General features: G+C 64.6%; 18 protein-coding genes. 17 read left to right on the top strand and 1 reads right to left on the bottom strand.

All coding sequences use genetic code 11. From position 1 onward, the window contains the following. The first annotated feature begins 108 nt into the window (after positions 1-108). The 4 genes from FS770_RS13160 (at position 109) to FS770_RS13145 (ending at position 3360) form a co-directional block, all read left to right on the top strand. Positions 109-351, top strand: a complete 243-nt coding sequence (locus tag FS770_RS13160) for a transposase (RefSeq protein ID WP_145012614.1) — start codon at positions 109-111, stop codon at positions 349-351. Positions 352-926: 575 nt separating this feature from the next. Beyond that, positions 927-1826: a replication protein RepA gene (locus FS770_RS13155; RefSeq protein ID WP_145012612.1), complete on the top strand. Its 900-nt coding sequence runs from the start codon at positions 927-929 to the stop codon at positions 1824-1826. Between the two features lie 53 nt (positions 1827-1879). Next, complete coding sequence (locus FS770_RS13150; protein ID WP_145012609.1) at positions 1880-2608, top strand: hypothetical protein; 729 nt, start codon at positions 1880-1882, stop codon at positions 2606-2608. Then, a complete protein-coding gene (locus FS770_RS13145; RefSeq protein WP_145012606.1) occupies positions 2605-3360 on the top strand; it encodes a cytochrome c oxidase assembly protein in 756 nt (251 codons plus the stop codon). Before FS770_RS13150 ends, FS770_RS13145 begins: the two co-directional genes overlap by 4 nt. Here the strand turns inward: FS770_RS13145 and FS770_RS13140 are convergent. Further along, positions 3286-3813 carry a hypothetical protein gene (locus FS770_RS13140; protein ID WP_145012603.1) on the bottom strand — a complete coding sequence of 176 codons (528 nt, stop codon included), beginning with the start codon at positions 3811-3813 and terminating at the stop codon, positions 3286-3288. The two genes, FS770_RS13145 and FS770_RS13140, sit on opposite strands and share 75 nt — an antisense overlap. 211 nt (positions 3814-4024) lie before the next feature. Between FS770_RS13140 and FS770_RS13135 the strand changes: the two genes are divergently transcribed. From FS770_RS13135 to FS770_RS13075, 13 genes are all read left to right on the top strand, one after another. Continuing rightward, a complete protein-coding gene (locus FS770_RS13135; RefSeq protein ID WP_145012600.1) occupies positions 4025-4693 on the top strand; it encodes a class F sortase in 669 nt (222 codons plus the stop codon). Beyond that, positions 4690-6003, top strand: coding sequence for a hypothetical protein (locus FS770_RS13130; protein ID WP_145012597.1), 1314 nt, complete (start codon positions 4690-4692; stop codon positions 6001-6003). The genes FS770_RS13135 and FS770_RS13130 overlap by 4 nt, the downstream gene beginning before the upstream one ends. A 509-nt stretch (positions 6004-6512) precedes the next feature. Next, the gene (locus tag FS770_RS13825; protein WP_186366796.1) at positions 6513-6746 is read left to right on the top strand and encodes a hypothetical protein; all 234 of its coding nucleotides are present in this window, start codon (positions 6513-6515) and stop codon (positions 6744-6746) included. 18 nt (positions 6747-6764) lie between these two features. Then, entirely contained in the window at positions 6765-8666 is a 1902-nt protein-coding gene (locus FS770_RS13120; protein WP_145012594.1) for an AfsR/SARP family transcriptional regulator, read from the top strand. A 16-nt stretch (positions 8667-8682) separates the two neighbouring features. Then, complete coding sequence (locus tag FS770_RS13115; protein WP_186366795.1) at positions 8683-9666, top strand: conjugal transfer protein; 984 nt, start codon at positions 8683-8685, stop codon at positions 9664-9666. A 22-nt stretch (positions 9667-9688) separates the two neighbouring features. Next, the gene (locus tag FS770_RS13110; protein ID WP_145012588.1) at positions 9689-10018 is read left to right on the top strand and encodes a hypothetical protein; all 330 of its coding nucleotides are present in this window, start codon (positions 9689-9691) and stop codon (positions 10016-10018) included. Positions 10019-10033: 15 nt separating this feature from the next. After that, on the top strand, positions 10034-10576 hold the full coding sequence (locus FS770_RS13105; RefSeq protein WP_145012585.1) for a hypothetical protein: 543 nt from the start codon (positions 10034-10036) through the stop codon (positions 10574-10576). A 19-nt stretch (positions 10577-10595) separates the two neighbouring features. Next, the gene (locus tag FS770_RS13100; RefSeq protein ID WP_145012582.1) at positions 10596-13121 is read left to right on the top strand and encodes an ATP-binding protein; all 2526 of its coding nucleotides are present in this window, start codon (positions 10596-10598) and stop codon (positions 13119-13121) included. Positions 13122-13123: 2 nt separating this feature from the next. Further along, complete coding sequence (locus FS770_RS13095) at positions 13124-15373, top strand: hypothetical protein (RefSeq protein WP_145012579.1); 2250 nt, start codon at positions 13124-13126, stop codon at positions 15371-15373. Then, positions 15373-16026 (top strand): hypothetical protein, encoded by a 654-nt coding sequence (locus FS770_RS13090; RefSeq protein WP_145012577.1) that lies wholly within the window; start codon positions 15373-15375, stop codon positions 16024-16026. The genes FS770_RS13095 and FS770_RS13090 overlap by 1 nt, the downstream gene beginning before the upstream one ends. A 3-nt stretch (positions 16027-16029) precedes the next feature. Continuing rightward, on the top strand, positions 16030-17301 hold the full coding sequence (locus FS770_RS13085) for a CHAP domain-containing protein (protein ID WP_145012574.1): 1272 nt from the start codon (positions 16030-16032) through the stop codon (positions 17299-17301). Positions 17302-17303: 2 nt separating this feature from the next. Beyond that, complete coding sequence (locus FS770_RS13080) at positions 17304-19583, top strand: hypothetical protein (protein ID WP_145012571.1); 2280 nt, start codon at positions 17304-17306, stop codon at positions 19581-19583. An 11-nt stretch (positions 19584-19594) separates the two neighbouring features. Then, complete coding sequence (locus FS770_RS13075) at positions 19595-19897, top strand: hypothetical protein (protein WP_145012569.1); 303 nt, start codon at positions 19595-19597, stop codon at positions 19895-19897. Positions 19898-20032 lie beyond the last annotated feature (135 nt).

The raw sequence follows: 20032 nt of genomic DNA, 5'->3' as shown, positions 1-20032 counted from the left end.
GGTGTGTGGGGCCCGGCGGTTCTCATCAGTGAGTGGTTCTCTCGAACCGTCCGGCGAAGGTGAAGCGCCCTGGGTTTGGTTCCGAGCTTCCTGAAGGAGAATCGGATCATGCCCGAGCAGTTCACCCCCGAGTTCCGCGAACGCGCCGTGCGGATGGTCTTCGACCGCCAAGCCACCGAGGGCGGACCACGCGCGGCCTCCATCCGAGTCGTGGCCGAGTCGCTGGGCTGCGGCCCCGAGACCCTGCGCGCCTGGTGCAACCAAGCCATCACAGCAAGCAAGGCGACTCCGGCACCCGCCACTGACGAGAGCCTGGGCGAAGAGAATCGCAGGCTGGTGCTGCGGGCATAGGGGCTACTCCGGCTGTCTGGGGCCATCGTGGGCTTCGCTTGCAGTCTACGAACCCGGCCCCAGGGGAGTGTTGCCTGAACGACTCCGAGCCCGCCAGCCGAGTTATCCACAGACGGCGTTGTCCACAAGCCGCGCTCCTCGCGCGTTAACCAAGGACGACGGATTGAAGGTTCTTAAGGTGGTTCAGGGAGAGTCTTCAGGGACAGAAGTTATCCACAGGCCTACATGCCTTGCAAACACTGGGATCCAGGCCTTCTGTGATCTTCCGTTCGGTACCGAAATGTCCCACTGTGGTACCGAAATGTCCCACTTCGGTACCGAAATGTCCCACTCTGGTACCGAAATGTCCCACCCTTGTCGGGTTTGGTACCGAAATGTCCCACTCTGGCGCGTCTGCAGGGGCCTTCCCCAGGCCAAGTATCCACAGGTCTGGCATACCTCCGACAAGTGCGTATCTGTGAAGTGCTGAGGTATGCTCGGGCCCGGAAGGCCCACAAAAAAAGCCCCCCGGCTGCTACCAACAGACCGAGGGGCGGGTCATCCGACGATGCTGACTCGAAGAAGGATGACTGCTCATGCCGATAGTACCGGTTTCTCCAGATCCAGCCCAGCGGCTGGGCTATCTTCTCCCCGCGTTCATCAACCTGTCCTTGCCCAATGCCGCGGTGGAGGCTCACTCGTGGACGCGCACCAACGGTAACCAGACCCTGACTGTCACGGCAGGCACCGGCATCGGGCCCGATGGCAGCGAGTCCTTCATCCCCTACGGGAAGATGGCTCGCGCCGCGTTGATGTTCCTCTGCACCGATGCCGTGGTCACTGGTCACCCGATCATTCCCGTCTCACAGACCTACCGCGGTTTCCTCAAGCAGCTCGGCGTGACGTGGAACGCACGCAACTGCGCCAATGCGATCCGGCAGCTGCAGGCCGTCGCCGCCTCCCACATCACCCTGACCACCACCACGGAGCAGGACGACGCCACCTCGACGGTGGATAACGAGCGGTTCACGATCTCTTTCCGTGATCACATGGTCTTCCGGGGTGCGCGAGACGCCAGATTGGCGGACCCGGAAGAGTCGCACATCGAACTCAGCACGGACTTCATGCGCCTGGTGAGCGAGCACGGCGCGGTGCCCATCCGCGCCGACGCCTGGCGCCACCTCCTGGAGCGCAGCAAGACGCCCCTGGCTCTTGACCTGTACGTGTGGCTCTCCTACCGGCTCTACAGCATCAAAATGCCCGTGCGGATCTCATGGGTCCAGCTGCACCAGCAGTTCGGCTCCAGCGGTGATGTGGTCCGTTTCAAGGCCAAGTTCCGCGCAGCCCTCGAGCAGGTCAAGGAGGTTTACCCCGAGGCCAACGTCAAGGAGTTCGGGGACACCAGCCGCGGTTCCACGCACGGGATCATGCTCTCTTTGTCCAAGAACGCACTGGACTCGAGGTGGGCCAGCATCGGCTTGTGTCCTGCAGCGTGACGATATGATCAGGTCCGTCACGTTGGATCCGAGGAACGCTGGGGGGCCTTGCCATGCGCTTGACCTCAGCGGAACTGGACGCATGGGCCGGGGAGCTGTACTCCCGATTAGGGGAAAAGCTGTCCTGGACCAGGGTTTCCCGGGATGCGGAGTTCAAGTCCGTCACGGTGAGCATGCAGCGCACCCGCAATCAGGTGGACGCCCAGATGCTAATCAACATCTGCCACACCAGAAATCTGGACCCGCTGCGCGAACTGGGCCGCATACCGCGGTGGTCATTTCTGGGCGAAGCCACCTCGAAGCCCACCCAGGTCGAAATTCTGGCGTCCGTCCACCCGGCCTACGCGCTCCAAGAGCTCACCGACCGTCTGCTCGTGAGAACGCCTAAGCCCCCGGGCTTCGCCAGCTGGGATGACTACCCCGCTCGGTTCTCCACCTGGATTGACGTCGTCGGCACAAGCTCAACGAGGGAGACGCTGAGGGAGACGCTGGGGCTGACGGCATCGTCCATGAGCAAACGCTTGAACGGGCGGGAGCGGTTCAGGGTCGATGAGGTGATCGACGGGTTCTCAGCGGCTCAGATGGATCCCGTGTACGCGCTCGTACTAGCCGGAGCAATTACCCCCCAAGATGCCGGCTATGGAGCAAACCTGCGGAAAGACGCCCTTCTGGCGGTTTCCGACGACGATTTACTGGCGCTCACCATGAAGCAACAGCGGTATGTCCGTCGGATTCTCAAAGACCAACACATAGCGGGGGAGTATCTAGGAAAACTCCAATGACACTGACTGACGTGGTCGCGCTGCTGGTAATAGCGGCATTCACCATCAGCTTGGGGCTGCGGCTCGTCAAAGGGAAATGGCGGTCTACCAGCAAAGCTCTTCTGGTAAGCCAAACCCTCGTGCTGATCTTGTTCGTAATTTCCCTCAGCTGGACATACCCCGCCCTGGACAGGGCCATGGGCCAGCGAAACTACTTGAATCTGGGCATGCACCTTGTCTACGTCGCGGCGTCGTGGATCTACACCACGGTGGTCGCGGCCCCGCTCGCCGCTGCAGGCCGTCGCCCCGTTGTGCTGAGGCCATGGGTGCCAGTGGTAGCGGCAGCAGGTGTCACGTCCACGTTCTTCCTCATGGGGGCAGACAGCACAACCTCACGGGGACTGGAGAACTTCGTGGGGGGCCCGGCATGGACCGGGTACCTTCTCTCCACCCATATGTGCCTGTGGGTCCCCACGTTCTCCCTCGTGCCGTGGCTGCTGAACCTGCTCAAGTCCACGCCGCTGCGCGGCCTCCGGTTCACGTACTGTGCCTTGCTCGTGGGCTACGGGGGATCAGTGGCCGCCATGGGCGGTTACGTCCTGAACTCGTTTGTGCCGCGCACCATCGTCGTGCGTGAGAGCCTGATCCTCCTCACGGCCATGGGTATCATCCTGGCGCTCATCAGCATCTCGGTGTCCTCACACCAGCAAGCCGCACAGTACAGAGCCCGTCAGCAGGCCCAGGCCGAAGCCGCTCGCAGCTTCCAGCACTGAGTGCCGCTGGGTGTAGACCCGCGCCCAGGGGACGCCCAGAGCAACGACAACGGCAGGGGCGATCCATCCCGGATGGCCCGCGATGACGGGCAAGCACACGGCGGTGAATGCGGCGGCCAGGGCATGCACGCTGATCTTCATCTTGAGGTTGATGCCCGCGACCACCAGCAAGATGCCCAGGGCATAGGTCGCTATGAGCCTGAGCTGCCACGACCCGTCCGCGAACCACGTAAAGGCCACCCCAACCAAAAACGAGGCAGCCGAGGCCACGTAGAAGCCGTGACGCTGCTCGCGGCGCACGATGTACCGATCGGTGGTGCGCCGGCTGTACGCCAACCACCAGGACAGAACCATGGGCACCACCACGATGAAGAAGATGGCCCCAGACGCCAGGAGCCAGGGGTGGGCCTCATAGCGGGCCGCAGCCACCGCGAGCAGAGCCCCGATCAGCACAAACGGTGAGCCCACCTCAGTGATGACGGATACGAGAGCACTCCTCGAAAATTTCATACAAAAACGCAACTTCCTGGGTATTGGTGATATTGTGAACACGTGGTTGTGAGGACCACGCACATCACTTGGTACTTGGGAGGGTCCAGTGGCGAAAACCGGTACATCACGCACCAGCCGAACAGGCTACGCGACCGCAGGGGCAGCCCTTCTGGTGGTCGCAGGCGGCCTGTTCGCGGTGCAGCAGGCCGGGGCGACCACCACGACCGACCAAGACGGAACCCAGGTCACCTACGCCGATGCCGAGCACGTGGGGACCACCGACGAGGGCATGAAATACGCCCCCCGCCCGGGCAAGGAGTTCCGCGGGAAGACGTGCCCCTCCACTGTCTCTACCGCCCCGAGCCCGTCCGCCAACGAGCTCGAGGCCGACAGCCTGCCGGCAACCGTGCCGGTGGGGCACAGCTCCGATCTCTCGGCGCTACCCGATGCCCCCGCCGCTGTCCGCTACGACCCCTCCGCCCCTCTGGGCTCACCCCACGGAAAGACGGTCATCGCTGGCCACGTGGACTACAGCCCCGGGACGCGCAGTGCCGCAGGCGGGGAACTCTCCCCGTTCGGACACCTGCATAAGATCCGCCCGTGCGAGCACATCACCGCCACCGACGAGGCGGGGCGCCCGCACACCTACGCTGTCACCGACCTCTACACCGTGCCCCAGTCCGAGATCGAATCCACGGGCATCTTCACCCGCTCAAGCGACCCGGGCCTCGCGCTCGTGACCTGTTCGGGCCCCTCGGTGGGAGACACAGGGACGACCATCGGCTTCGCCTACTGGTACAACCTCGTGGTGGAGGCAGCCCCTGTGGAGGTGGCGGCATGATCGGCAAGAAGACCCCCACCCGGTTCACCATCACCCCCGGTGATCCCTGGCTGATCAACGGGGCTGCGACGGAGGCCACCAGCCCTCACGAAGCCCTGCGGGAGATCTACGCAGCAGCCAAGCGCTTCCCGATCACGGTCGAGGTGGAGCAGGGGAAGGACCCCAGCTTTTTTCTGGAGATGGACAGCAACGGGCGCACAGCCCCGATCCAGGACACGGCGACTGCGCAGACCGAGGCGGCTGAACCGTCAACACCGGCAGCAGAGAACGAACCCACGCATGAGGAGCCCACCCGCGCGCACGAGCTCCTGGACGAGAACAGCGGCAGCGAGGCGGTGGAGAGCCCACGACGTCTGACCCCCCTCGCCCTGGGGTTGTTCGCCCTGGCGGTTCTGGTGGCAGGAGCGGTGGCAGCAGCCATGCTGTTCTTCGGTGGTGAGGATGCACCCGTGGCCGCGGAATCTGCCGTGCCCTCCGACTCTGCTTCCGCATCGACTCCGCAGGGATGGAAGATCCCAGACGGACAACGTGCGCTCACCGTGTTCCAGGACCAGGTAGTGACCCTGGAAGGGTCCACTCTGCGGATCCTCAACGCCGAGACCGGGGAGCAGCTTGGGGACCCGAAACAGGTCAAGGACCCCGAGAACGTCCGCTACCTGGGGGGAACCACGGCAGGAGCCGTGGATACCGGGAGGGGAGAGGTCATCGTTCTCCAGGGGAATCAGGCAAAGGTCTACTCAGGATCTCTCAACGCCCGCGGCCCCGAACCGGTGGTGGTCGCTGCGGAGACTTATCGCACGTCTACTGGTGCTGAGCACGCCATCGGCAAAGGCCAGGCCGTCCTTGCCGGCACGGCTGAGGAGACGGTTCTGGCTCAGGGGCCCAACAAGATCACCATCGGCAAACGCACCACCACGCTCAAGGCGCCAGTCCCCGACGCCAAGATCACCCAGTGGGTGGGGGCAAGCAATGAGCGAAGCATTGTCGAGTGGGGCAAAGGGTCCAAACGGTGGTTGGTTTCCCACGACAACGCCAGTGGTGCAGTGAAGATGCAGAAAGACATCACGGGCAACAAGGTCTCCGTCCGCTCGGGAAAAATCTGGGTCGGCACCGACCAATATCTCCAAGGAAACCAGGTGCAGAAGCTGTGCGCAGGTGGCCAGCAAGTGGACAGCTCCATCGTCTGCCCTGAGGGGGACCACTGGATAACCGCTGACCACAAGCGCACGTTTTCCCACCGCCCCGAGGCCGTATCCCCGAGCCACGCCGTAATCGACGGAATGGTCACACGCGAAAAGGAAGAGAAATGAAGACAACCCGAATTCTGACCACCGCTGCCGCCGCCTCAGCAATCACGCTAGGGGGCATGAGCGCCGCGCAGGCGTCCGAGGTCTACCCCCAGGACACGACAGCCGCTCACGCAACTGCGACTGATCCCGTCGCAGAGCCAGGAGTCGGAGCCCCCGAGCCCCCAGCAGCAGAGGAGCCCGCCCCGGAGGAACCGCCGGTGAGCCCGGCCCCGGAGGAGCCTGCCCCGGTGGAACCGCCGGTGAGCCCGGCCCCGGAGGAGCCTGCCCCGGAGGAGCCGGCGCCCGTACCGCCGGCCCCTGAGCAGCCGGCCCCCGTGGCTCCGGCGCCCGTGGTTCCGGTTCCTGTTGCCCCGGTGCCTGAGCAGCCTGCCCCCGCGGTTCCTGCCCCTGCGCCCGTCGTGCCGCAGGCAGCCGCTCAAACTCCCGTTCCGGCAGCAGCTGGAGCGGCAACACACTCCGCGGGGTCCGTCGTGACGGCGCCGCCCAGCTCCTCCCAGCTGTCGGCGCCCGTGTCTCCTGCACCTCACCAGGACGTGACCCTCCCGGCCACCACGGCGGATCCCGCGGTCACTCACCAGAACAAGACCGGGGCACGTCACGTCGCAGCCGGCGCCGCCGGCGCGGCAGGGTCCGACTTCATGCAGTGGGCCTGGACGCTTCCCGCGGCCCTGGGCACCGCCCTGCTGGGTCGAGGAGCCCTCTCCAAGAGGGCCACCGCACGACACCGGGCCACCGGCAAGTAAAGACGAGAGGAGTTGACGATGGGCAGCAACCGCGAGGAAAAGATCGACGCCTGGATCTTCGAGCAGGGCATCAAGGAGGACCGGCGCCGGCGCATCATCCCGTCCTCCACGGATCGGATCACGCACCAGCCGGTAGGCACCGGCCTCGAAGCGATGGAGAACGTCGCCCGGTACTTCGGTGACCACCCGGAGCTGCCCATCGTCGAGCTCGGCAGCATCAACCACGAGCGCATCTCCCTGACCTTCGCGCACGAGATCGAGATGGAGGAGCCCTTCTACCAAGTCTCTGAGGACTACCGCGACCAGTGGGCCATCACCCACGAGGATGCCCTGGCCCTGGAAACGGGAGCAGCATATGGGACACAGACCGCGGCGCTCACCGCAGTGGGCAACGGCCCCGACGGCATGAAGATCATGCTGAACACCGCGCGGTGGCAGGTCCTTGGCTCCGTGGGGCTTGCCCAGTTCACCTCCGCGCTCATGGTGGGGCAGGTCATGGAGCAGGCCACCGAGCCCTGGGCCGCAGACCTGCACATCTGGCTGGTCGGATACCACGAGCTGGGCCCCAAGCTCGTGGCCTTCCTCAGCAAGCACCACCAGGAATCCTCGTTCCACCTGGTGGAGACCATCGAGCAGATCACCGCCGATGACCTGGCAGGAGCGCCCGCAACGATCTACGTGAAGGACTCCAGCCCCGCAACGGTCGAGGTCTACAACCGCATCCGCTCGGAACACACCGGGCTGCTCACCGACACCGTGGCCACTGAGCAGGCCATGTTCATCTCCGAGGACGAGGACGGTCTGGCGACCATCGTGAACGCAGGGCCCCACGGGCTGCGGATCATGCCCAACCTCGTGGGAGAGCAGCACGAGTTGTACCAGGCCATGGAGGTCATCTGGGAGAAGCGGGAAGAAGAGGCCCAGTCCGCGGCGTCTGCGTTCGAGAACATCAGCGTGGAGGACTTCACCGCTGAGCCCTCGTCCAGCACCGCCCCGGAGGTGGACGTGTCAGCAGAGACGCTGGAGGCGATGTTCAACGGGCCCGAGGCTGGTCAGACGGAGAGGGACGGCGACCCCCAGGACCACCCGGACCTCGAGCAGAACGCCGGCACCGGAGCGGCTGAGGAGGATGTGGCGTCAGCTGAGGCGCTGGAGGCGATGTTCAACGCGCCCGAGGCGGAGAGCACCGGGGCGGATGATCAGCCACAGGATCCCGAGAACACCGAAGAGCTGCACTCCACCAGTTCTGCTGCGGAGGCGGACGTGTCGGCAGAGACGCTGGAGGCCATGGACAACGAGCCCGCTGCGGGCAAAGCCATCAAGGAGGAGCAGCCCCAGACCACCGCCGAGCCCACGGATCTTCCCGAGCTCGAGGAAGCTGGCCAGGTGCGGGAGGAAGCCCCCGAATCCCCGGCCAGGATCGAGCTGAGCCTGATGGGCAAGCCCGAGATCCACGGGGCCACCGGTGAATCCGCTGGGCGCGCGGCAGGAGAAGCCGTCGCCTACCTCCACCTCCACGGTGGCCACGCGGACGTAGCCGCGTTCAGCGAGGCTGTCTGGCCCGATGCAGAGAACGAAGGACACGCGGCCAGGATCAGGCGGACCCGCACGGCAAAGCGCATCCGAGAGCTCCTGCCCGATGCGCTGAGCACCGAGAACGGGTGGACCCTCGCACCAGTCCGCACCGACGTGGACGATCTCCTCGCGCACCTCGAGCAAGGGGAAGAAACCCAGGAAGCGCTGGAGGCATGTGCCACGGTGCAGAGCCCCCTGGAGGGCTGCCACGGGTGGGCGGATGAACATCGCCAGGCGCTGCGCGAGAAGATCACCCACCACCTGAATGAGGCCGTGGGCCTGGCGCTTGAAAATGACCACTTCAAGCTGGCCAAGGCAGCACGGGAAGCGACCAAGAGACTCTGACGGTAAAGGAAATCGCATGATCAAGATGAAGAAGCCACAAGTCCCGGCCTTCATGTCCCGTAAAGGGTCATCGACGGCCAAGCCCGGCAAAAAACCGAAGAAGCAAAAGCCGCGCACCACCACCGGCAACGGTGCGGTCGTGCAAGCCGCCACGGGAACTGCGGGGCGGTGGGCCGTATACGTCGTGGCGGGACTGGTGGCACTCATGGCGCTGTACGGCTTCCTCAACTCGTTCAAACCAGACCCCCCGCCGCAAAACGTAGTGGCAGACAGTGCCGGTGTTGAACAGCAGCAGGCTGGATCTTTCGCACAGTCCTACGTCGGTGCCTGGCTGAGTGCAACGAAAAGCGATCACAAGGCACTCGACGCATACGGCACCACGCAGACCACTGCCATCACGGGTGACACCCCCGTGGAATACAAAGACCTCGCCGTGGCCAGTGTCCACAAAGAGTCCGACGACATGACCTCGGTCGTGGTCTCCGCGTCAGTGAAAACCGTGGAAGAGGACAAGAGCAGCAAGGACAAGAAGAAGGAGATCTGGACGCCGTACTGGTACCAGATGGCGGTCGCAGGTTCCGGAGAGGCCCTTTCCGTGGTGGGAGCGCCAACTCCGATTGCAAGCCCCGGAGTCAAGGATGCGCCTCAGACTAGCTACAACCGTCGGGTCTCTGATCAGGACATGCAGAACACGATCAAAGACTTCCTGGAGGCATACGTCACCGGTAAGGGAGACGTGACACGGTATGTGGCTCCTGACAAACAAATTACGGCGATCTCTCCCTCGTACTGGGATTTGGTTACGCTGAAAGAAGCGAATAGCGCAGAAGAAATCAAAGACGTTTCTTCATCAGATGGGCAGACTGCCGATGTGCTCGTAACAGCGGTGGTGACCCACGACAAGACCTCGAAACCCGCTCAGTACGTTCTGAGCATGAAAGTTCGAGACGGGCGCTGGGAAGTTACCCAGATCAACAGCGCCCCGGCCCTCCGAAATTAAATCGCTAACCTGAGGAGTAAAAATGTTCAGCACCGCTATGGTCTACGTCAACAACCTGGTAAACGTCGGCATGCAAGGCGGCGTGTTCGATTGGGTAGACGAGAAGAGCTCCGCCGCCCAGAACACCATCAGGGGCCTGCTCATCGTCATCGGCCTGATCGTGGCGATCATCATCGCCTGGCGAGGCAAGACCGTCGGTTCCGTGATCATGGCCATCGTCGTGGGCGGACTGATCGCGTCGCTGCCGGCACTCATCTCCTTCTTCGGCGGGAAGACCGCAGAAGAAACGAACGCCTCTGCACCGACCCAGGTCATCACCCAAGAAGCCCCGGCAGCACCGGAACTTCTCTGAAACTAGGAGGCACCCATGGACGCCGAGCAGAACCAAGTGCAGACGGGCAAGTTCTATACCTCTGCCCGCAAGATTCCCCAACTTATCGGTGTGACCCCCACGGGCGAGAAAATCCCCGGAGGGCCCTACACGGTCACGCAGTTCGCCCTGGGGATCCTGGTCTTGGTGCTCGGTTTTGTGACTCGCCCGATCTGGGGATCCGGTGACATTTTCAGCGAGATCCTGATTCTGCTGTTTGTGACGGCAGGGGTGATCTACGGGGCCGGAAAGATGCCTCGAACCCGTAGGTCACCCCTGAACCTCATGAACTGCGCCATGTCCTTGTTCAGCAGACCCGCCACCGGAAAATACCGGGGTAGAAAGCTGCCGAATGGATACGGGCAAAGCAAGAGCAACGGGAAGAAACGCGCCAAGGCGCACCAGATGACTGGAGACCGCAAAAACGCGGTTGCGTCATCCGACGCGGGTGAAGTGGCAAATTCTAAAGATTCCACCGAGCCCGCACAGATCTACTCAGGGCTGGACCGGCTAATGGCCGATCTGACCACAGCCCGATAAATCGCAAAGGAGTATTCACATGGCGGACGTTCTGCGACAGCCCATCCGGTGGGTCCGAGACAACGTATTCGTCACCCGCAGCGGTGTGGCCTATGCGGCCTGGAAGCTCGAAGGCCTCGCCTATGGTCTCGGCACCACTGCCCAAAAAGAAGCGGTGAGAGCCAAGCACCAAGACTTCCTCCAGTCCTTGACGGGGGAAGCCATGATCTTGGGGCTTGTGACGGCATCATCCCCCGAAGAAATCATGGGCAAAATGCTCGAGGACGTTGAAGACCCCTCGGCGCAGTGGATGGAAGAGTGCAGCCTGACCTACCAGGACCTCTCCGATAACCCCGCGGGGGAAAGACTCTATTTTCTGATCGCCCCGCTCTCACGCAAAACCCCCCAGGAGCTGGTCAACACTTTCTGGCGCTCGTTCGACCTCTCGGCGTCCGAGTTGACCCGCGCCACCGTGCGCCCCCCGGCGGAGGCCTGGTTCAACACCTGGCGCATGCGGATGGAGCAGATCGAGAAGAACATTCCCTCGCCCTTTCAGCCTCGCCGGGTAGGGATCAAGGCCATCCGGTGGATCACCCGACACCTGGTGACCCGGGGGGCCGAGCTGCACTCCTCCTATGAGCACTCTGAGGTGCAGCGCGCGGAATCCTGGATCAACGCCGCCACCTGCCTCCCGGAACCGTTGCTGGATGAAGGCGCGCTGAGCGACATGGAGGACGTGACGGCCCCGCAGCGCAAGCTGTTCCGCCGCCGCTTCTTGAAGGTCGAGACCGGCGACTCCGCCCCGGCGTACCAGCAGTTCGCAGTGATGGGGCTGACCCCGCAAGCGGGGTTCGTCTTCCCGGGAGCTGAGTTCATCAACTTCGCCGCCTCGATCTCCCACGACATCGACTTCGTACTGCGTCTGGTGATCACCCCCTCGGATCGAGTCATGGCCAAGAACCGGCGGGCTGAGAGCAACATCAAGGACCAGTACCGTCAGCGTGAGGACTCCCCGAGCGTGGTCAGCGGCAACAACGAGATCGACAAGTCCGCCATGGCCCTGAGCGAGTACGTGGGGGAGCTGACGGCCAGCGACCGAGAGGTGGAAGTCGCCGCCTCGATCATCTTCTCCTCCGCCGGCCCCACCCCCGAGATCGCCCAGGACGAGATGAAGGACCTGCGCGACATGTACGCCTCGGAGGAGTGGACCCTGGACGTGCCCCTGGGCGGTCAGGAAAAGCTGTTCTGGGACTTCTGGCCCGGGTCCACGATCTCCTCCGTGGCCAACGAGTTCTCCCAGATCACCACCGGGCGGGCCTTCTCCATGGGCGTGCCCCTGACCAACGATCTGCTGGGGATGCCCCACGGCTTCCGGTTCGCCACGAACATCACCACGGGCCGCTTCTCGCCGGTGCTGATCAGCCTCGCCGGCCTGGCGGAGAACGACGTGTCGGGGTCCATGGGCTTCGTCGGTGAGCTCGGATCCGGCAAATCGGTGGCTCAGAAGACCGTGGCCTCGCACAGCATCGACCGCGGCGCCCAGCTGATCGCGGTGGACCACTCCGACAACCAGGAGTGGAAGGCGCTGGCCGAGTCCCTGACCACCGCGAATGTGATCGACTTCATGAACCCCGTGTGGGCGCTGGACCCGCTGCGCATCTACCAGTCCCCGGCCCAGCGGATCCGCGAGACCCTGAACCTGATGACGATGATGCTGGGCGTCTCGGTCAAGGACGACGAGGGGATCCTGCTCAACGCCGAGCTCAAGAAGCTCCAGAACAAGGACCTGGAGATCGGCTCGCTACGAGATCTCAAGAACCACCTGGAGTCGGGGAACATTCACGAAGCCGACCGGGACGTGGCCCGCCGCATCGCACGGCTGATGGACGTGTTCGCGGACGTTGAGTTCGGCCAGACCTTCTTCGACCCCTCCCTGCCCCCGATGGACTTCTCCGCCCAAGCCACCGTGTTCTGCACCCACGGCATGGCCCTGCCCAACGCCGAGCAGCTCAACAACCCCGAAGCCCGCAAAGAGATGGGCGTGGACAAGACCATGGGCCGAGCGGCCTACGCCTACCTGGCCTCCATCGGACGCAACATCATGTACGCAGATGACAGCCAGGAAACCGTGTTCACCGTGGACGAGTGCCACCACATGACCGGATCCCCCGAAGGCACCTCCACGATCAGCGACGCGATCAAGACCGGGCGCAAGCACAAGGGCGCCGTGCTGCTGGGCACCCACTCAGCACTCGAGCTCGGACCGCCAGAGCTGCGCGGTCTCATCCCGCAGCGGGCCGTGTTCCGCACCCGTGACGTGCAGCTGGCCAAACAGAACCTGGAGTGGCTGGACGAGAGCTACGCGACCAGCGAGTACATCGACCTGGTGACCAAGGACCTCGCCCCGATGGACTCCTCCGGCTCCGTGCCCGAGCACCGCCGCGGGGAGGCCCTGTTCCGTGACCACCTCAGCCGCGTGGGCAAGGTGAAGGTGCTCATCCCGCGGGCCGAGAACCGCGCCAAGACCGTGCTGACCACCCCGCCGAAGGTCAAGAGAGAGGCCTGAGCATGAAGACGATCTCGAGCACCCCCGCCGAAGACGCCATGCTGCGGCTGTGGGTCTGGCTGTCCGTCCACCGCAAGACCCGAGCGGTCCTGGCGGTGATGATCCTGTGCACCGTAAGCCAGCTGATCAACACCACCCCGGCCATGGCCGACGACGACTCGGCACCAAAGACCACCCTGGGCACCTACTGGCTACCTCTGGGTGATGTCACCGACAGCCACGGGGTGCCAGTGGACCAGTACACCGAGCTGCCCCTGGACTACGGCCAATCGGTCTACGTCACCCGGCAGATCCGCGGTGTGCTGATGCGCATCGCCTGGATGGGATACACCCTGGTCACCTACGCGGTGCTGGCGCTGTGCGACTTCATCCTGTCCCTGGAATGGCTGGACTGGGTGCTGGCACCGCTGACCCTGCTGGCCAACTCCCTGCAGGGGGTCCTGGACCGGACCGGGATCATCGGCCTGGGCATCGCCATTGCCGCCCTCGTGATCGCCTGGGGGGCCATCCGCGGGAAGATGGGCGCGGCCCTGGCAGAAGCCGCTCTCGTGGCCGTGGTGGTGGGCCTGGTGGCCAGCCCCATGGGCAACCCCTCCTCCGTGGTCAAGGACTGGATCACCGTCTCCGCCGACTACGGCACTGAGGCCAGCCAGGCCACCGTGACGGGCACCGAAGAAGGAGCCAAGGCCTCGAGCAACCCCGTCTCCGGGCAGATCGTGGATCTGACCGTGCGACGGCCCGCACTGATGCTCTCGTTCGGCAGCGACCTCGAGGGCAGCGACTGCGCCACCACCTGGGACGACAAGGCCAAGGACCACGCCGACGCGGAGAAAAAACGCAAAGCGATCTTGAAGTGCGACAAGGAGCTCAAGGGCGCCAACGAGACCGACAACTTCGCGGTGTTCGCGTTCTTCTTCATGTTCTGCGTCTCCACCGCCGGTGTGCTCGCCCTGGTCTCCGTGTTCCTGTTCTTCCTGCTCAAGGACGTGCTGCTGGCCGGGCTGGGAGCGATCAACACCGTCCTGCGAGCCCACCTGGCCGTCTTCCCCGGAGGAGGCCGGCAGGCCTTCCTCAACGCTTTCCTGCAGATGGTCGTGAACGTCGTCATGGTCGGCGTCTACGTCTTCCTGCTCAGCGTGTACCTCTGGCTGCTCGGCAAATTCACGCAGGCGCTGGGGGCTGCGGTGATGATGATCGCCAACCTCATGCTGGGCCTGATGCTGCTGGCCCTGGCCGTGACGTTCTGGTGGTTCAAGCGCCAGGGCAAGAGCGTAGGCCGCAGGCTGGCAGAAGCGCTGGGGAGCTCCCCGCTGAACAAGGCTCCGAAGATGAAGCCGTCCGTGCTCTCTCGCGCCGGCGACAAGACCACAGACCTCGGCAAGAAGGCCGGCTCGAAGTACCTGCAGCAGCGGGCCAAGAAGAAAGCCATGACGCGCGGATTGACCGCTCTGGCCGCTATGGGCGTCGGAGCAGCAACCGGTGGCGCAGGCACTGCGGCGGTGCACGGGGTCTCTCGTGGCATGGCTGCTGCCAGCGCGGCACGCTCAGCCAGCCGCGCACGCACGGCGCCCACGCCTGGGCCCAGCCGACCCGACACGGGAGCAGCTCCGCGGACTCACTTCTACCAGGACCGACCCGCTATCTCGGCGCAGCCCGCGGCAGAGGAAGCTCCCCAGCCGGAGACGACAGAGGCCACTGCACCTACCCAGGGGTGGCGCAACGAGGACGGGTCCATCCCCATGGGCTCCCCCCGCCACACCGGCGGCGAAGTCGCCACCACGACCCGGAGCGAGGAGGAGACCGACACCCCGCCGCGCGAGCAGTCCTCCACCACCCAGGACGCGGGAACCATGCAGCGCAGCGGCACCCCGAGCGTTCCCGCGCGAACGGGAAGCTCGAGCACCGCGGTGACCCCTACGGGGGCCTCACAGACGCAGGGGAACACCGCCACTCCGCAGGCAGGAGCTCCCCAGGAGTCTGGGCCGGCCCCGCACCGGACCCCGCGGCAGAGGGCCACGATGCCTGCAGGCCAGTACGGCACCGTGCGAGTGAACCGCAACGGGACGACCAACAACGTCGTGACCGGGGAGGTCGTGGACACCGTGCCCCCGCACACCAAGGTGGTCCGGGCCTGGGACATGTCCGACACGGACGGCAGCAGCCAGCGGCCCCAGGGGCGGAGGCTTGCTACCCACACCGGGGTGTACCAGATGCACCACCGCAAGAGCGCCGCGGAACGAGGTGAGATCTGATGAGCGCACGCCGTATCGGCTGGAGCATCTTCGCTGTGCTCGCGGTGATCGTGGTGCTGGTGTCCACGGCCTCACTGTGGGCACCCAAGCTCGCCTCCGAAAAGCCTGAGCCGACAACCGAAGCCACGCAGGACCAAGAGACGGCTCCGCCGGCGGACACCCGCAACGGTTTCTCCCAGCCCAACCCGGACGGGCCCCAGGCGGTAGAGCAGCCCACCAAGCCCACCTACGCCCAGCAGTCGATCGCCCCGCTGCCTGCACAGCACCCGGACCGTGAGGACCCCAAGGCGGTGGCGACGGCCTTCCTCAAGGTCTACAACTCGCGGGCCTCGGAGTCCGACGACCGGTGGGAGAAAACCACCAGGCCGTGGCTGACCCCAAACCTGGCCTCCCAGCTGCCCCAAGTCCCCAACGGAGCGGTGGCGGACAAGACCCCCACCACCGTGAGCGACGTGAAGATCAAGGGCAACGTGGAGGACTGGGGCACGGACACGCCCCTGCGGTGGTCCCACTACGTCCAGGTCACGATGCGGACCCAGGACCAGGGCACCTACCACCTCAACTACCGGATCCGTCAGCAGCTCACCGACCAGGGCTGGCTCATCAACGCGGCACCGCTGGACGACTGGCAGCGCGTTACGGACGAAAAATAGACCATGACTGACAATAAATCGCAGAATCACAAAGGAAGTCCGCTTTTCAGAAACATTGTCGTCGGGACCATCCTTGCTGTAGTCATGCTTCTGGTTGCCGTGGTGGCCATGGTGGCTATGGCGGGAACGACAATCATCAACCAGAAAAACTCCCAAGATTGCAGCGTGGAAGACATGATCGGGGGAGCGGTCTCGGCCATTAGCGACGAGCTCAACGTTCCCAAGAAACTCCACGAGCAGCAGCTCAAAAACGCCAAGACGATCGACGCGGTGGCCCAAGAACTCGGCCTGTCTGGCCAGGCCTCCAAAGTGGCAATTACCGCGGCATTTGGTGAATCGACGCTGATCAATCTCAACTTTGGCGACGAGGACAAGGGAGTGACGAACCCCGACGGTTCTCCCACGGACTCCAAGGGTCTGTTCCAGCAGCAGCCCTCCCAAGGGTGGGGGAGCATCAAGGAGGTCACCGACCCGGCAACGGCGGCCCGTAGCTTCTTCCTGGGCCACGGTGGGAACAAGGGCTTGGTGGACATCCCCGGGTGGGAGACCGGGGAGATCTCCCCGGTCATCAACAAGGTCCAGCACAACTCGGATCCTAACCACTACGTGGAGAGCTACGAGCCGGCGAACAAGATCATCGAGGAAGCCGGGATCGACACCAGCCGCCCCGCCGACGACGCCAAGCGCAAGGACCACAAGGCCCAGGGTGCCGCTGCGAGCTCCGCCGGGAGCCAGGGGGATCAGGGAGCCAGCACGGGCTGCGCAGCCGGGGGCAAGAGCGGGAAGGCGGGCAAGCCGGGCAAAGCCGGTGACGGCAAGAACACCTACCCGTGGGACCATCTGGCCCCGCCTCCCAACGTGTACAACGTTGACCCGCTGGGGTTCTTCTACGGCGAGTGCACCTCCTACGCCTCCTGGAAAGTCAACGAGGCCATGGGTGGTACCGCGGACAAGATCATCTTCAACAACTCTTACGGGGGGCACCAAAAGGGCAACGGCGCCGAATGGAAAAGCGCGTGGGAAGCATCAGGGTGGAAAGTCTCCAACACCCCAGTCGCCGGATCGGTGGCCTGGTGGAATGCCGGAGGTGGCGAAGGAATTGGATCAGCCGGACATGTGGCATGGGTCGATGAAGTAACGCAGGACGGTAAGGTTGTAATATCCGAATATAACAACAGTTTTTATGCACCCCCGGGCCACAAGTTTAACGTCCGCCCCAAGGCAATTGACGCGGGACAAGTGAACGCCTACCTTTACGTGCCGGAGAAGAAGTAACCATGAGCCAGATAGTGAGCTACCGCGAGGACTATTACGATCCGCGCCGCCCGCGGGTGATTTCCACGGCGGGCCTGGGCATCAGCCTGACGGTGGCCGCGTGCGCGTCCCTTCTGGCCGTCGGGCGCCCCAGGGCGCTGGTCTTCCTCCTGGCGGTGCTGGGGCTGCTGGCGACTGCGGCCATGGTGGTGGCCACCAGGCGCCTGTGGCTCAAGAGGGACGCGCGCCCCGCGGCGATGCGACAGGCGATCGCGGCCACCGTGGGCCAGCCGCTACCCGAGCACATGGAAAGCCAGGCCCGCCGGACCCTGGTGGCCTCACGCTACGGGTGGGGCAGCCTGACGAGCCCGGGCCCGGCCAAACGCATCGTGCTCAATGCCCGCTTCCTGGCGATGATCGACCAGATGCAGCTCGAGAAGATCACCGCCGCCCTGTCCCGGGTGGAAGGGGTGACCTATGTGGTGCGCACGAAGAAGAACAAGCCGGGCCGGTTCATCTTCACTCCCAAGCCGGAAGAAGCCCGCGTGGAGCTCACCGAACGTGAGCAGGTGGAGCAGCGGTTCACGAAGGCCGCGCGCGAGGTCTTCGACCCCTCGGCCACCGTGTCCTACGAGTGGGAGACGACCCCGGAGGGCGACTACCTCACCGCTGCGGAGATCTCCGGCATCAACGGCCTGGACATTGCTCTGAGCGGGAAGCAGAACCAGGCCGGGCGCCGGCTGGTGTCCCAGCTGCCCGACGCAGCCTTCCGGTTCATCGCCTACCCCAACGAGGACCGCTTCGTGCTCTACCGCGCCAAGCCGCTGCCCGCGCTGGTCATGCCCCCGGCCACCCGGGCTCAGCCGATCGCAGACCACGCCAGCTACCGCCGGTTCGAGATCCCCCTGGGCGTCGGACCCGGCGGCGCACAGGCGGTGTGGCGCCCCTCCCGTGACGCCCACCTGCTGATCATCGGCGGCACCGGCGGCGGTAAGACGATCTGCGAGCACGGAGTGATCCAGCAGGCCACACAGGCCGGCTGGCGCGTGTGGCTGGTGGACGGCAAGTACATCGAGTTCCTGGGGTACGACCAGTGGCGCAACATCGAGTACCTGGGCCAAGACGTGGACTCCCAGATCCGGCTGATCTACCTGGCGCACGAGACGATGAAGGAGCGCTACCGCCTGATCCGGGAGCGCAAGGTGCGCGTGGAAGACCTGGACCCGATCATGCTGGTGGTGGACGAGGTCACCTCGCTGCTTACGGCTGTGGACCAGCGCTACCTGGAGACCAAGGTCAAGGGCATGCGCGCCAAGCCCCCGGTCATGGAATGGCTGGCGAACATCGGGCGCCTGGCGCGCTCGGCCAAGATGCACCTGGTCTTCGGTATGCAGCGGCCCGACACGACCATCATCGACGGCGAGCTGCGAGACAACTTCGGCGCCCGGATCTCCCTGGGCCGGCTCAAGTCCGCTGCCGGCTCGGTGATGATGTGGGACAACCACGCCATCGGGTGCCAGGTGCCGCCGATCCCAGGCCGCGCGGTGTCGCTGATCAACAACGAGCCGACGATGATCCAGGCCACCCTGAACGCCAACCCAGACCCCAACCACGACGACTACAACCCCGGCATCATCGAGGCGATGACCCCGGAGGAGGAGATCTACAGCCGCAAGGCAATCCAGGCGCCCACACCGACCAGCGGGGGCGAGGACGAGGCGGAGCCTACGGTTACGTGGCAGGACATCCTGGAGGCCAAGATGCTGGACTCTAACGGCGAGGAGATCATCTTCGATCCCATCGCCAGCGAGGAATCCCGTCGGTTCCGCGCAGCACACCAGAACCAGCACACAGCCCCCCAGGATCCTGTGCTGCAGACTGCGGACTCCTTTGAGGAAGCCATAGCCCTGTTCCCGGCTCCGCTGGAAGACCAGAGCACCACGAGCTTGGACTACGGGCGCACCGTGGCCGCGGCGATCGTCCGCACGTTCCACCCCGCCGATGCCAAGCCCCGCCCGGTCTACGAGCCGCGCATGGCCCCGCCCAGGCCCGGCCCCGCCGTCGCACCAGCGACGCACCAGCCCACGTTCACCACCACGGTCGAACAGCTCCAGGAGGGGCAGTACGTGCAGCTGGAACAGCTGGGGGTGGAGATCATGGTCTCCGAGATCCACCACGAGGGCCACGACTGCCTCATCGTCGGCTACGACGACCAGGGCCAGGAGCTGAGCACCGAGCTCAGCCCCGGGGCCGAGGTACAAGCCCGCTACGCCGATGACGACGACCTAGAAGAAGCAGCCTGAGGAGCACACCCATGAGCAACCTGGCGAACAACGAGAACGAAGAACTGGCGTTGATCAACGTCATGGGCTTCCTGGTGCCAGCAGTCCTGGCCGGGGGAGCGGCCTGGATCGCCGCCAAGTCAACCCCGGTGATCGCGTGGCTGGTCAGCCACGGGGTGCTGGCAGCCCGCAGCGACGCCGTGGTGGTGCCCCTGGGGGAGAACGCCGGCCTGGACATGCCTCGTCTGGTAGCCGCTGTGGCGATCGTCCTTGTCGTTGGGTTTGCCGTGACTAGGTTTCGCCCTAGCCACCCGAAAAATAAATCACATGCCTAGATTCGCAATTTTCGTCACCGACGTGCAGCTCCTAAAAATGGGCACCTGACAGAGGATTATTCGGCCCTTCCCTTTTGGGGCTCTTCACAGATGAGGGTGTAGGCGTGGTGCGACCTGGGGCGGCGCGTCGGTGTC

The organism is Kocuria salsicia (assembly GCF_007681555.1).
Lineage (GTDB): Bacteria > Actinomycetota > Actinomycetes > Actinomycetales > Micrococcaceae > Kocuria > Kocuria salsicia.
The sequence above is the reverse complement of the archived record's forward strand: the minus strand, read 5'-3'. Positions and strand labels throughout refer to the sequence as shown.

What these genes read in the sequence shown, in the direction of transcription:
- FS770_RS13160 (WP_145012614.1), top strand. Translation starts at nt 109, where the DNA reads ATGCCCGAGCAGTTCACCCCCGAGTTCCGCGAACGCGCCGTGCGGATG.
- FS770_RS13130 (WP_145012597.1), top strand. Translation starts at nt 4,690, where the DNA reads ATGATCGGCAAGAAGACCCCCACCCGGTTCACCATCACCCCCGGTGAT.
- FS770_RS13085 (WP_145012574.1), top strand. Translation starts at nt 16,030, where the DNA reads ATGACTGACAATAAATCGCAGAATCACAAAGGAAGTCCGCTTTTCAGA.
- FS770_RS13105 (WP_145012585.1), top strand. Translation starts at nt 10,034, where the DNA reads ATGGACGCCGAGCAGAACCAAGTGCAGACGGGCAAGTTCTATACCTCT.
- FS770_RS13090 (WP_145012577.1), top strand. Translation starts at nt 15,373, where the DNA reads ATGAGCGCACGCCGTATCGGCTGGAGCATCTTCGCTGTGCTCGCGGTG.
- FS770_RS13095 (WP_145012579.1), top strand. Translation starts at nt 13,124, where the DNA reads ATGAAGACGATCTCGAGCACCCCCGCCGAAGACGCCATGCTGCGGCTG.
- FS770_RS13145 (WP_145012606.1), top strand. Translation starts at nt 2,605, where the DNA reads ATGACACTGACTGACGTGGTCGCGCTGCTGGTAATAGCGGCATTCACC.
- FS770_RS13155 (WP_145012612.1), top strand. Translation starts at nt 927, where the DNA reads ATGCCGATAGTACCGGTTTCTCCAGATCCAGCCCAGCGGCTGGGCTAT.
- FS770_RS13115 (WP_186366795.1), top strand. Translation starts at nt 8,683, where the DNA reads ATGATCAAGATGAAGAAGCCACAAGTCCCGGCCTTCATGTCCCGTAAA.
- FS770_RS13120 (WP_145012594.1), top strand. Translation starts at nt 6,765, where the DNA reads ATGGGCAGCAACCGCGAGGAAAAGATCGACGCCTGGATCTTCGAGCAG.
- FS770_RS13110 (WP_145012588.1), top strand. Translation starts at nt 9,689, where the DNA reads ATGTTCAGCACCGCTATGGTCTACGTCAACAACCTGGTAAACGTCGGC.
- FS770_RS13080 (WP_145012571.1), top strand. Translation starts at nt 17,304, where the DNA reads ATGAGCCAGATAGTGAGCTACCGCGAGGACTATTACGATCCGCGCCGC.
- FS770_RS13150 (WP_145012609.1), top strand. Translation starts at nt 1,880, where the DNA reads ATGCGCTTGACCTCAGCGGAACTGGACGCATGGGCCGGGGAGCTGTAC.
- FS770_RS13100 (WP_145012582.1), top strand. Translation starts at nt 10,596, where the DNA reads ATGGCGGACGTTCTGCGACAGCCCATCCGGTGGGTCCGAGACAACGTA.
- FS770_RS13075 (WP_145012569.1), top strand. Translation starts at nt 19,595, where the DNA reads ATGAGCAACCTGGCGAACAACGAGAACGAAGAACTGGCGTTGATCAAC.